The sequence below is a fragment of the Roseomonas nitratireducens genome (assembly GCF_017813355.1).
Classification (GTDB): domain Bacteria; phylum Pseudomonadota; class Alphaproteobacteria; order Acetobacterales; family Acetobacteraceae; genus Neoroseomonas; species Neoroseomonas nitratireducens.
The window spans coordinates 85,414-98,110 of sequence record NZ_JAGIYZ010000012.1 but is presented as its reverse complement, the minus strand read 5'-3'; the positions used below and the strand labels follow the sequence as shown (position 1 = coordinate 98,110).

Annotated in this window: 11 protein-coding genes; 10 read left to right on the top strand and 1 reads right to left on the bottom strand. The window is 71.8% G+C overall.

Annotated features, from left to right (window positions below; genetic code table 11):
* Positions 1-66 precede the first annotated feature (66 nt).
* The 4 genes from J5Y09_RS13610 to J5Y09_RS13595 all read left to right on the top strand — a co-directional run bounded on the left by J5Y09_RS13610 (position 67) and on the right by J5Y09_RS13595 (position 6,037).
* On the top strand, positions 67-1,638 hold the full coding sequence (locus tag J5Y09_RS13610) for a gamma-glutamyltransferase (RefSeq protein ID WP_209352346.1): 1,572 nt from the start codon (positions 67-69) through the stop codon (positions 1,636-1,638).
* Positions 1,639-1,738: 100 nt separating this feature from the next.
* Positions 1,739-4,201 (top strand): methyl-accepting chemotaxis protein, encoded by a 2,463-nt coding sequence (locus J5Y09_RS13605; RefSeq protein ID WP_209352345.1) that lies wholly within the window; start codon positions 1,739-1,741, stop codon positions 4,199-4,201.
* A gap of 117 nt (positions 4,202-4,318) precedes the next feature.
* The gene (locus tag J5Y09_RS13600; protein ID WP_209352344.1) at positions 4,319-4,735 is read left to right on the top strand and encodes a PilZ domain-containing protein; all 417 of its coding nucleotides are present in this window, start codon (positions 4,319-4,321) and stop codon (positions 4,733-4,735) included.
* 309 nt (positions 4,736-5,044) lie between these two features.
* The gene (locus J5Y09_RS13595) at positions 5,045-6,037 is read left to right on the top strand and encodes a Bug family tripartite tricarboxylate transporter substrate binding protein (protein WP_209352343.1); all 993 of its coding nucleotides are present in this window, start codon (positions 5,045-5,047) and stop codon (positions 6,035-6,037) included.
* A 425-nt stretch (positions 6,038-6,462) separates the two neighbouring features.
* Here J5Y09_RS13595 and J5Y09_RS13590 read toward each other — a convergent pair whose 3' ends face one another.
* Entirely contained in the window at positions 6,463-7,374 is a 912-nt protein-coding gene (locus J5Y09_RS13590; protein WP_209352342.1) for a polysaccharide deacetylase family protein, read from the bottom strand.
* 74 nt (positions 7,375-7,448) lie between these two features.
* On the opposite strand from J5Y09_RS13590, the gene rutA reads away from it, so the two are divergent.
* The 6 genes from rutA to J5Y09_RS13560 all read left to right on the top strand — a co-directional run bounded on the left by rutA (position 7,449) and on the right by J5Y09_RS13560 (position 12,697).
* Positions 7,449-8,534 (top strand): pyrimidine utilization protein A, encoded by a 1,086-nt coding sequence (gene rutA, locus J5Y09_RS13585; RefSeq protein ID WP_209352341.1) that lies wholly within the window; start codon positions 7,449-7,451, stop codon positions 8,532-8,534.
* Positions 8,535-8,608: 74 nt separating this feature from the next.
* Positions 8,609-10,018, top strand: a complete 1,410-nt coding sequence (locus J5Y09_RS13580) for an amidase (RefSeq protein ID WP_209352340.1) — start codon at positions 8,609-8,611, stop codon at positions 10,016-10,018.
* 11 nt (positions 10,019-10,029) lie between these two features.
* On the top strand, positions 10,030-10,338 hold the full coding sequence (locus J5Y09_RS13575; RefSeq protein ID WP_209352339.1) for an alkylphosphonate utilization protein: 309 nt from the start codon (positions 10,030-10,032) through the stop codon (positions 10,336-10,338).
* Between the two features lie 13 nt (positions 10,339-10,351).
* Positions 10,352-11,227 carry a fumarylacetoacetate hydrolase family protein gene (locus J5Y09_RS13570; protein ID WP_209352338.1) on the top strand — a complete coding sequence of 292 codons (876 nt, stop codon included), beginning with the start codon at positions 10,352-10,354 and terminating at the stop codon, positions 11,225-11,227.
* Positions 11,228-11,650 carry a hypothetical protein gene (locus J5Y09_RS13565; RefSeq protein ID WP_209352337.1) on the top strand — a complete coding sequence of 141 codons (423 nt, stop codon included), beginning with the start codon at positions 11,228-11,230 and terminating at the stop codon, positions 11,648-11,650. It abuts the gene before it with no gap.
* A 75-nt stretch (positions 11,651-11,725) separates the two neighbouring features.
* Positions 11,726-12,697, top strand: a complete 972-nt coding sequence (locus J5Y09_RS13560; RefSeq protein ID WP_209352336.1) for a tripartite tricarboxylate transporter substrate binding protein — start codon at positions 11,726-11,728, stop codon at positions 12,695-12,697.

Below are 12,697 nucleotides of genomic sequence, written 5' to 3'. Positions count from 1 at the left end.
GCGGGGCTTGCCCCCCGCGCCCCCCGGCGCGACCCTCCCGCAAGACGCTAAGGAAGGAACGCCCTCATGGCCTGGACGCCGCCCCCGCATGTGACGCAGCACTGGCAGGTGACGAAGCCCGGCGCGACGGGTCGGCGCGGCATGGTCGCCTCCCAGGCCCGGGACGCGGCGGAAGCGGGGATCGCGATCCTCGAGGAAGGCGGCAGCGCGGCCGACGCGGCGGTCGCGACCGCCTTCGCGCTCGCCGTGGTCGAACCCTGGAATTCCGGCCTGGGCGGCATCGGCTTCGCCCAGATAGCGGGCGGCGGCGTCGCGCCGACCACGCTCGATTTCGGCCCCGTCTCCCCCCACGCGCTCGACCCTTCCGCCTTCCCGATGACGGGGAAGATGAAGGACGACCTGTTCACCTGGCCCGAGGTGTTCGAGGACCGCAACGTCCACGGCCCGCTGTCCTTCGCCATTCCCTCGGCCGTCGCGGGCTATGCCGAGCTGCACCGCCGGCACGGGAAGCTGCCCCTGTCGGTCGTGCTGGCCCCGGCGGTGGCGTTGGCCAAGCGCGGCCTGCCGCAGGACTGGTTCACCACGCTGAAGGTCGCCAACAGCGCCTCCGTGCTGCGCATGTACGCCGAAAGCGCGCGCATCTACCTCCCCAACGGCCTGCCGCCCGTGCCGCCCTACCAGGGCGCGCCGGGCTTCTTCCGACAGGGCAGGCTCGCCGAGACGATCGAGCGGCTCGCCCATGCGGGCCTGGCCGACTTCTATGAAGGGGAGGTGGCGGGGGAACTGCTCGCCGACTTCCGGGAGATGGGCTCGCCGATCAACGCCGCCGACCTGATGGGCTGCAAGGCCCTGGCCCGGCCGGCGCTGGAGGCCGAATGGCGCGGCAAGCGGCTGTTCCTCGCCAATGGGCTGACGGCGGCGCCGACGCTGCTGCGCGTGCTCGAAGGCATGCGGGATGCGGATTTCTCGGGGCCCGCGCCTTCGGCCGCCTGGTACGCGCAGCTCGCCCGCGTGATGCGCGCGGCCTATGCCGAACGCCTCGCCGGCCTGGGCGACGCCGAGCCCAAGGCCGCCGAATCCTGCACCACCCACCTGACCGTCTGCGACAAGGACGGGATGATGGTGGCGATGACGACGACGCTGCTGTCCTCCATGGGCAGCCGCGTCGTGCTGCCGCGCTCGGGCGTGCTGATGAACAACGGCATCATGTGGTTCGACCCGCGGCCGGAGGCGAAGAACGCGCTCGCGCCCGGCAAGCGCCCGCTGACCAACATGTGCCCGGTGATCGCGGCCGAGGCGGGGGTGCCCAACATCGCCGCCGGCGCCTCGGGCGGGCGGCGCATCATGGCGGCGGTGTTCCAGATGCTGTCCTACGTGGCGGATTTCGGGATGGCGCCGGAAGCCGCGGCGCATCACCCGCGGCTCGACGTCTCGGCGCCGGACGGCGTCACGGCGGACCGTCGCCTGGGCGCAGAGACCATCGCCGCCCTGGCGAAGGACGCGGCGGTGACCGAGGTGGAGCACGCGGTGATGCCGGTGAACTTCGCCTGCCCGAACCTGATCCGCATCGCCCCGGACGGCACGCGGCAGGGCATCACCGATGCGATGAGCCCCTGGAGCGCCGCGCTGGCCCAGTAGCCGCCCCGGGCGAAGCCACCCTTGCCATAAGCCTCGTCTTAATTAGTCGGCCTCTATCCTTCGCGCGACGCCATGTGCGTCGTGCGAAAGGATGTTGCCGATGCGGGTCAATGGGCCGGTCACGACCGAGGAAGTCACCTTCGACGCGGAGGAAGTCCTCGTCTCCCGCACCGACACGGGCGGCCGCATCGTCTTCAGCAACGCGGCCTTCGCGCGCGTCAGCGGCTTCTCCGCCGAGGAACTGCAGGGCGCGCCGCACAACGTCGTCCGCCACCCGGACATGCCGAAGGAAGCCTTCGCCGACCTGTGGGCGACGATCAAGGCCGGGCGCCCCTGGGAAGGGCTGGTGAAGAACCGCACCCGCGCCGGCGCCTTCTACTGGGTCCGCGCCAATGTCACGCCGGTGCGGGACGGGGATACGGTCACGGGCTACATCTCGATCCGCAGCCGGCCGGAGGAGGCCGAGAAGGCCCAGGCCGAGGAGGCCTACCGCGCCATCCGCGAGGGCCGCGCGCGCGACATCGGCCTCGATGACGGGCAGATCGTCCGCCGCGGCTGGCGCGCCCGGCTGGCCACCTGGCGGGACAGCGTCGCGGTGCGCATCGCCGCGGCACTCGTGCTCGTCACCCTCGCCGTGGTCGGCGTCGGCGCCATGACGCTCGGCGGGATGGCCGACAGCAACGATTCCCTGCGGCGGGTCTACCAGGAACGGACCGTCCCCCTCGCGCGGCTGACCGAGGCGCTGGACCGGATGCGCGACAACGCGACGCAGCTCGCGCTGCTGCCGATCGACATCCGCGGCGGGCACGACACGGCCGAGCGCATCGCCAAGGTGCGCGACTATGTCGGCCGCGCGGAAGCGGCCTGGAACGCCTATGCCGCCATTCCGCGGGTCGGCGACGAAACCGCCGCCGCCGCCGCCTTCCTCGCGGCGCGGGAGGCCTATCTGCGCGACGGGCTGCGCCCCGCCCTCGCGCTGGCGGAAGCCGGGCAGGCCGAGGCGCTCGACCGCCACCTGCGCGACCGCGCCGCGCCGCTCTTCACGCCGGTGATGGGCGCGCTGCGCCGCGTCATCGCGCACCAGACCCAGGCCGCCGAGGCCGCCTATGCCGAGGCGCAGGAGGATTTCTCCGACCACGCGCAGGGCGCGCTGGTGATCGGGCTGTTCGCGGTGCTGCTCGGCGGGCTCTGCGCCTGGCTCGCGATCCGCGCCCTGCGCCGGCCGATCCGGGATCTGGAGAACCACTTCGTCGCCATCGCCGCCAATGCCTTCGACCGGCGCATCGGCACGCCGGCGGCCCGCGAGTTCCGCGAGGTGACGACCCAGCTGCGCATGCTGCGCGCGCGGCTCGCCTTCGCCGAGGCCGAGCGCGGCGAGCGCGAGCGCCAGGCGGGCGAGGAACGGCGTCGCATCATCGGCGCCCTGGCCGAGCGCGTGGAGACCGAGGCGCGGCTCGCGGTCGAGAACGTCGCCACGCGCACCGGCAGCATCGCCGGCCAGACCCAGGCGATGGCCGGGATCGCGACGGACCTGTCCGCCCGCGCCTCTGCCATGTCGGCGACCTCCGGGGAGGCCCGCGACGCGGTCGAGGCCGTCGCCGCGGCGGCCGAGGAGCTCGCCGCCTCCATCCGCGAGATCGCGAGCCAGGCCCAGCGCACAGGGGAGATCACGCGCCGCGCGGTCGATGGCGGCGCCTCGGCCGAGGCCGCGATCGGCCGGCTGAACGCGACCGTCAGCCGGATCGGCGAGGTGCTCGGCCTGATCCGCTCGATCGCCGGCCAGACCAACCTGCTCGCGCTGAACGCCACGATCGAGGCCGCCCGCGCGGGCGACGCCGGCAAGGGATTCGCGGTGGTGGCGGGGGAGGTGAAGGGCCTCGCCGGGCAGACCGCCCGCAGCACCGAGGACATCGCGCGCCAGATCGCCGAGATCGAGGAAGGCACGAGCGCCGCGGTCGAGGCGGTGGCCGGCATCGGCGGCATGATCGCCGAGATTTCCGAGGCCGCGCAGGCGATCGCCTCGGCGATGGAGCAGCAGGCGGCGGTGACGCAGGAGATCGCCCGCAACGTCGCGCAATCGGGCCTCGCGGTCCGGCGCATGAGCGACGCGGCGGACAGCGTGTCCGCCGCCGCGGAGGAGGCCGGGCAGCACGCGGCGGGCGTCAGCGCCGCGACCGCGGCGGTCGATGGCGACGTCGCGGCGCTGCGCGGCACGTTGGTCGCGGTGGTGCGCACCTCGATCGAGGAGGCCGACCGGCGCATGTCCGAGCGGATCTCGGTGAGCGAACCCTGCGCGGTGATCGGCGGGATGGGCGAGCGGGACGGGCGGCTCGTGAACGTCTCGAGCCACGGCGCGCTCGTCTCCGGCATCGCCGGGCTGCGGGAGGAGGAGAGCGTGACGCTGGTCCTGCCGCGCCATGGGGGGCTGCGGGTGGCGGCCGTGGTGCGCGGCTTGAGCCCCGCGGGCGTGCATCTCTCGCTCGCGCCGGAGGACGCGTCCGGCGAGGCCTGGCGGGCCGCGCTGGCGACGATGAGCGCGTCGCGGCGGCGCGCGGCGGCCTGAGGCGGGACTGCCCATGCCGGGGCGATTTGATCAGGGATTACGTATCCATTGCGTGTCACTGGAACGTGAGACGCAACTTGTGGTAGTTGATTCGAAAGGCAACTCGCGGAGGGCTCCATGCCCCAATTCATGATGCCGGCCGAAGGCAGGCGCGCGCCCGGGCCAGAGGATCTCGACATCGATCCCAGCGTCGCGGCGAAGATTTCCGCCGGGCTCGGCGACCGCCGCAGTTCGGCGCGCGTGCCGGTGGACGAACCCTGCACGGCCGTCGTCGGCACGCAGATCCACCATGCCGAGTTGCGCGACGTCTCCGAAGGCGGGGCCATGCTGCGCGGCGTGCCCGGGCTGACGGCCGGGGATCCGGTGGACCTGACCATGCCGCGGCTCGGCGTGCGGCGCTTCGCCATGACCGTCCGGGCGGTGAGCCTGCTCGGAGCGCACCTGTCCCTGCGCTATCCGGACGAGGATGCCGAGGGCTGGCGCGACGAGATCGCGCCCCTGGCCAGCCCCGACAGGCCGCGCGGCCGCGCCTGACGGCGGCCGCCCCGCGCGCCGCGGGGCCCCTTGGTTCGGGCCCGCGGCGAGCGGATGAGACCCCTGTGGTGCCCGTGTGGCGGTTTCCGCGGCGCGCGGGTTGTTCCTCCCGCAGCATGAGGGTTCGCGCGCCCGTGGCGCCCAGGGTGTTGTTCCCCTGGCGGATGGCGCGGCGGGCTGATCGCGACGCCCGCGGCACGGCAGTTGCCTAGACCCTGCCCATGCCTGGGGCAGCCGGGCCGGATCGCGGCATTCCTGCATTCTTTCCGGTCAATCGGTGGCGCCCATGCCTGAACAGGGAGCACATCGATGAACCGTCGTTCCATTCTTCGCCTCACGGCGGCCGGTGCGCTGGCACCTCTCGCCATGCCGCGCGTCGCCTCGGCCCAGTCGGGCGCCTGGCCGACCCGCGGCTCGATCCGCCTGATCGCCCAGTTCCCGCCGGGCGGGCTTGTGGACACGGTCAGCCGCCTGATGGCGCCGGCCCTGTCCCAGGCGCTCAGCCAGACGGTGGTGGTCGAGAACCGCGCCGGCGCGGGCGGCGTCATCGGCACCGACTTCGTCGCGAAGCAGCCGGCGGACGGCTACACGCTGCTCGTCAGCCATGCCTCGGTGCATGTCTTCTCGACCGCGACCATGCCGACGCTGCCCTTCCACCCCATCAACGACTTCACCCACATGGGCATGCTCGTCGAGGCGTCGAACGTGCTGCTGGTGAAGGCGGAATCGCCCTATCGCACGCTCGACCAGTACCTGACGGCGGCGCGGACGCGGCCGGTGCGCTACGGCTCCTCGGGCATCGGCTCGGCGCCGCACCTGCTGGGCGCCATGCTGACCGGGGCGGCGAATGCGCCGAACCTCGACCACGTGCCCTATCGCGGCAGCGCGCCCGCCATGCAGGACCTGATGGCGAACCAGATCGAGTCGCTGATCGACCCGATCACCACCAACGTGCAGCTGCTGAAGGACGGCGTGCTGCGCGCGCTCGCGGTCTCGACCCCGCAGCGCCTGCCGGCCTTCCCGAACATCCCGACCTTCGCGGAGCTCGGCTATCCGAAGCTGACCTCGGCGCAGTGGCTCGGCCTGTCCGCGCCGAAGAACCTGCCGGCGCCGATCGCCGAGCGGCTGACCGCGCTGATCCCGACGCTGCTGGCGCGGCCGGAACTGATGACGCGCTTCGAGGAACTGCAGACCCTGCCGCGCACGCCCTCGCTGCTCGGCGCGGATTTCGTGCGCGTGATGCAGGAGCAGATCACCGAATGGACCGCGGTGGCCCGGCAGTACAACATCGTCGTGACGTGATGCGGTGACCCTCGGACGGCGGGCGGCGGCCATCCGGCCGCCTTGCCTTCGCGCCATGCGCTGCTGCGCTGGCGGCCGCTGACAGGTTGGGCGCGGTCGCGCCTTGCGCTCCCGGCCCGAGGCTTTGCCTCGGGCCGTTTTTTTGGCCTCAGGCGCCGGCGCCGCCATGCGGCGGCTTGGCTTTCGCGCCGTGCACTGGCGCGACGGCGGCGGCGGTTGGTCTGGGCGCGGTCGCGCTTCGCGCTCCCGGCCCGAGGCTTTGCCTCGGGCCGTTTCTTTGACCTCAGTCGCCGGCGCCGCCATGCGGCGGCTTGGCTTTCGCGCCGTGCACCGGCGCGTTGGCGGCGGCAGTCGGTCTGGGCGCGGTCGCGCATTCGCGCTCCCGGATCGAGGCGGCGCCTCGATCCGCATGGCGCGCGGGCGCGTCAGACCTTCGGCGTCATCCCCGCCTGGCCGGCGCACCAGCGCGCCACCTCCTCATGCGTGCCGAACCACACGCCGGGCTGGCCCTTCATGTAGGCGACCAGCCGGTCGAGCAGCGCGATGCGGCTGCGATGGCCGATGACATGCGGGTGCATCGTCAGCAGGAACAGCCCGCCTTCGGCATAGGCACCGTCGAACTCGGCGCGGAAGATCTCCTCCACGGCCGAAGGCGGCGTGTATGGCCGCAGGCCCGAGAAGCGCAGCATGTTGAAGTAGACCGCGTCGTCGCGGATCCATTCGGGCGGCAATTCCACGATGCCGGTGGGCTTGCCCTGCACCTCCAGCTCATAGGCGTCGTCGTCCGACATCAGCGATGAATCGTACAGCAGCCCCAGCTCCTGGATGATCGACATGGTGTCGACCGAGAAATCCCAGGAGGCGGTGCGGATGCCGACCGGACGCCGGCCGCCGATCTTCTCGAGCGTATCGGCCGCGCGGAAGGTCAGCTCGCGCTCCACCCCCGGCGGCAATTGCGTGTTCGCCTCGTGGATCCAGGAATGGATCCCGATCTCGTGGCCCTCGTCGACGACGGCGCGCACTTCGTCGGGGTGCAGCAGCGCGGAGACGGCGGGGTAGAAGAAGGAAGCCTTCACCCCGTGCCGCGCGAGCAGCGCGCGGATGCGCGGGACGCCCTGCCGCGCGCCATACTGCCCCTGGCTGATGCGCATCGGGCTCTCATCCGAATCGCGCAGCGGGATCGTCTCGTGGTCCGCGTCGAAGGACAGCGAGACGGCGCAGCGCGCCCCCCCCGGCCACGACTTCGGCGCGAGGGATCGCCCCGCCCGGGCGCGCCCGACGATGTGGCGCCATTCCGGCTCGCTCCACTCCCAGGGCTTCTTCGGGGCGTCGCTCATGGCCGGTCTCCGTCGCGTGGAGATGGCACGGTAGTTGCGAGAACGCCGCGGTCAACAGGCACCGGGAGCCTCAGATGGACATCGGCGTCTTCATTCCGATCAACAACAATGGCTGGATCATCTCCGCCACCTCGCCGCAATACATGCCGAGCTTCGAGCTCAACAAGGCGGTGGTGCAGAAGGCGGAGGGCTACGGCCTCGACTTCGCCCTCTCCATGATCAAGCTGCACGGATTCGGCGGCAAGACCGAGTTCTGGGACCATGGGCTGGAGAGCTTCACGCTCATGGCGGCGCTCGCCTCGGTCACCAAGCGCATCAGGCTCTTCGCCTCGACCGCCGTCCTCACCCTGCCGCCGGCGATGGTCGCGCGGATGGCGGCGACGATCGACGACGTCTCGGGCGGGCGCTTCGGCGTCAACATCGTCTCGGGCTGGCACAAGATCGAGTACACGCAGATGGGCCTCTGGCCCGGCGACGAGCATTTCGCCAAGCGCTACGACTACAGCACGGAATATGTGCGCATCCTGCGCGAGCTTTGGGAGGACGGCGTCTCCGACCACAAGGGCGACTACTTCCAGATGGACAAGTGCGTCCTCAGCCCCCGCCCGCCAGGCCGCATCCCCGTCGTCTCCGCCGGCCAGTCGGACCGCGGCATGGAGTTCGCCGCGGAGTGGTGCGAGTACAATTTCTGCCTCGGCGAAGGGCTGAACGAGCCCACCAAGGCGGCCGGCGTGCCCGCCCGCGTGCTCAAGGCCGCCGAGAAGACCGGCCGCGATGTCGGCGCCTACATGCTCTACATGGTGATCGCCGACGAAACCGACGAAGCCGCCTTCGCCAAGTGGGATTCCTACGTGGCGGGCGCGGACCAGGAGGCGCTGGCCCACCTCTTCGGCAAGGCGGCCGAGGACAAGACCGCGAGCGCTGATTCCACCGCCGCGGCCATGACCCGCGCCGCCAATCCCGTAAACTTCAACATGGGCACGCTGGTCGGCTCCTACGCGAAGGTCGCGGCGATGCTGGACGAGGTCGCCGCCATGCCCGGCGTGAAGGGCATCATGCTGACCTTCGACGACTTCCTGAAGGGGATGGATGATTTCGGCACGCGCATCCAGCCGCTGATGGCCTGCCGCAAGGACCGGCTCGCGATCGCCGCCGAATAGGCGCCTTCGCCGCTTGAACGACGCGGGGTCGGGGGGCAGGGTGGCCCCATGCCGAACCTGACCCCGCGCTCAGCATGAGCGACACCGACCCCGCGCTGATGTCCGCCGAGACGCTGCTCGGCCTCTATGCCCGCCGCGCCCTGTCGCCGGTGGAAGCCCTCAAGGCGGTGCTGGAGCGCGTCGCGCGCTTCAACCCCTGGGTCAACGCCTTCGCCGCCATGAACCCCCGCGCGCTCCAGGCCGCGGGGGAAAGCGAGGCGCGCTGGATGGCCGGCCGGCCGATCGGGCCGCTCGATGGCGTGCCCGCCACGGTGAAGGACCTGCTGCACCTTTCGGGCTTCCCGACGCGGCGCGGCAGCCGCACCTCCGACACCACGCCGGCGACCGAGGACGCGCCCGCGGTGATGGGGCTGAAGGAATCGGGCGCCGTCATCCTGGGCAAGACCACGACGACGGAATTCGGCTGGAAATCCCCGGGCGACTGCCCGCTGCACGGCATCACGCGCAACCCGTGGAACCCGCAGCGCACGCCGGGCGGTTCTTCCAGCGGCGCCGGCGCGGCGGGGGCGGCCTGCTTCGGCCCGCTGCACATCGGCACGGATGCGGGCGGGTCGATCCGCATCCCGGCGGCCTATTGCGGGCTGGTGGGCGTGAAGCCGTCCTTCGGGCGCATCCCGCAATGGCCGCTCGGCGCCTTCGGCCATGTGGCCGTCGCGGGGCCGATGACGCGCACGGTGCGCGACGCGGCGTTGATGTTCTCGGCCATGGCGCGGCACGACCTGCGCGACCCGTACTGCCTGCCGGACGACCCGCGCGACTGGCGGGGCGGGATCGAGGAGGGCGTGGCCGGGATGCGCGTGGCCATCGTCCGCCGCATGGGCTTCGAGCCGCCGCTCGATGAGGATGGCGAGGCGGTGCTAGCCGGGGCGGCACGGATGCTGGCCGAACAGGGCGCGATCGTCGAGGAAGCCGACCCCGGCCTGCCCGACACGCGCGCCATCTTCGGCCGCGTCTGGGGCGTGGCGCTGGCCCGCGTCGTCGCGACGATCCCTGAGGACAAGCGCGAATTGCTCGACGCCGGCATCCTCGACGTGGCGCGCAAGCATGGCGACATGCCGGCGGTGGACTACCTGGCGGCCGAGGCGATGCGCCTGGAAGCCGCGCACGCCATGGCGCGCTTCCACCAGCGCCACGACCTGGTGCTGACCGCCTGCACGCCGACCGCCGCCTTCGCCGCCGACCAGCCGACGGCGCAGCCGGAACTCTCGCTGTGGCGGGACTGGGCGCCCTGGACCTTCGCCTTCAACCTGACCCGCCAGCCGGCGATCAGCGTGCCCGTCGCGATCGACGGCGAAGGGATGCCGCGCGCGGTGCAGGTGGTCGCCCCCCTCTATCGCGACGACCTGGCCTTCCGCGCCGCCCGCGCGCTGGAACGCGCCGCGAGCCTGCCGCTGGCCGACCCGGCCGCGACGAAGCCGGCGTGACGGAGGCCGCGATGCCCGACGGCGATGACGACTACGTCTATGACGAGGCGACCGGCGAATGGCGCCCGGCGTCGGAGGTGGCGGCCGCGACCGCCGCCGCCGCCCGCGTCGTCGTGCGCGACGCCGCGGGCCATGAGCTGGCGGATGGCGATTCGGTCACCGTCATCAAGGACCTGAAGGTGAAGGGCGCGGGCCAGACCCTGAAGCAGGGGACGGTCATCCGGTCGATCCGCCTGACCGACGACCCGGAGTTGATCGATTGCCGCCACGACGCCATCAAGGGGCTCGTGCTGCGCACCGAATTCGTGCGCAAGCGGTGACCGGGAGGATTCGATGCGGCTGGTGACGTTCAGGGACGGGAAGGGCACGCGCATCGGCGCGCTCGACGATGCGGGCAAGGTGCTCGACCTTGCCGCGGCGGATGGGACGCTGCCGCAGGGGATGCTGGCGCTGATCGCCGGCGGCACCGCGGCGCTGGACGCCGCGCGCGCGGCCGCCGCCAGGGCCCCGGTGGCCGAGGGCGCGACGCTGCTCGCCCCCATCCCGCGCCCGGCCAAGAACATCTTCTGCGTCGGCAAGAACTACCACGAGCACGCGAAGGAATTCGCCAACAGCGGCTTCGACGCGACGGCCAAGGAAGTGGTGCCGGAAGCCCCCGTGGTGTTCAGCAAGCCGCCCACCAGCGTGATCGGGCCGGGCGAGCCCATCCCTTCCTTCCTCGATTCCTCCAACAGCACCGACTACGAGGGCGAGATCGCCGTCGTGATCGGCAAGGGTGGCCGCGGCATCAGCGAGGCCGACGCCTACGCGCATGTGTTCGGCTACACCATCGTCAACGACGTCACCGCGCGCACGCTGCAGCACAAGCATCGCCAGTGGATCCTGGGCAAGGGCATCGACGGCTACTGCCCGATGGGCCCGGCCATCGTCACGGCGGATGCCGCCGGCGTGCCGCCGAAGCTTTCCATCTCCACCTGGGTGAACGGCGAACTGCGCCAGCGCGCGCCGGTCGAGGACCTGATCTTCGGCATCCCGACGCTGATCGCGACGATCTCCGCCGCCATCACGCTGGAACCGGGCGACATCATCGCCACCGGCACGCCGGCCGGCGTGGGCATCGGGTTCAGCCCGCCGAAGTTCCTCAAGGCCGGCGACCGCGTGCGGATCGAGGTGCCGGGGATCGGCGTGCTGGAGAATCCGGTGGCGTGAATGGCTTGGCTGCTGCTCGCCCTGTCCGTCGCGACGTTGGTGGCAACGGCACTGCTCGCGGCGCGAAGCCAACGCCTTCGGCAGCGCGCGCCAGATGCCTTGGACAGGGCGTTCGAGGATGGGTTGGCTAGCGGCGGAGGCGGCGAGTTCGCGCTCCTGCTTCTGCCCGGCCTGCTTCTGCGCAAGCGCGCGCAACGCGTGCTCTTCATCGCTTTGCTGCTGCTCCTGACAACGGCCGTTGGCGCGCTGCATATCGGCCTACTGATGCAGGCCATCGCTGACCCGTCACCGCGAATGGGGCTTTCGGAGGTGTTCCTCTGGGCTGGGACACTGTTCATGCTGTCCCTGGGCGTTCTCGCGTTGACCTTTGTGGTCGTCCAACTGCGCGAAGCAGGTCGCGTAAGGCGCGCGCCTGGGGCTTGAGGATGCGCATTTTTTGACGACCGCCCTTCGCTATTCTGGCTCATTGACGTTGTCACACTGGGAGGAACGAAAGAAATGCGGCGCAGGACGGTACTGGCAACGATCGCATTCGCAGGCGGCACGCCAACGGCGATAGCGCAGGAAAGCTTCCCATCGCGCCCCGTCAGCATGGTGGTCGCCTTCCCGCCCGGCGGGCAGGCCGATGTGGTGGGCCGGCCGGTCGCCGCGACGCTGGAACGCATCTGGCGCGTCGCCGTGCCGATCGTGAACCGCGGCGGCGCGGCGGGCGCGATCGGCAACGCCTTCGTCGCGCGCGCCGCCCCGGATGGCTACACGCTGCTGATGGCGCTGTCCTCGATGGCGCTGCTGCCCGAGGCCGCGCGCGTGAATGGGCGGGAGCCGTCCTACACGCCGGAGATGCTCACCCCCATCGCGCTGTTCGCCGCCGACCCGACGGTGCTGGTGGTGCCCGCCGCATCGCCGATCCGCACGATCGAGCAGTTCATCGCCGATGCGAAGGCGCGGCCGGGGCAGGTCTCCTACTCCTCGGCCGGCAACTACTCCGCGCTGCACGTGCCGATGGCGCAGCTGTCGCAGGCGGCGGGGCTCGACATGCTGCACGTGCCCTTCCAGGGCGGCGGGCCGGCGCTGACGGCGATCCTGGGCGGGCAGGTGCAGTGCCTGGCTTCCGGCCCCGGCCCGGTCGCGCCGCATATCCGCAGCGGCGCGCTGCGCCCGCTCGCCACCTGGGGCCGCACGCGGCTGGCGGGGTTCGAGGAGGTGCCGACGCTGATCGAGAAAGGCTTCCCGGACTGCGAGTTCTACATCTGGGTCGGGCTGTTCGCGCCCGCGGCCACGCCGGCGCCGGTCATCGAGCGCATCCGCGCCGCCTCCGCCCAGGTGGCGCGCGACCCGGAGTTCATCCGCGTCATGGCGGCGTCGGGCAACACGCTCGACCACCGCGACGGCGAGGCCTTCCTGCGCTTCTACAACGAGGACGCGGCGCGGCTGGTGCGCACGGTGCGGGCGCTGGGGCGGATCGAGTAG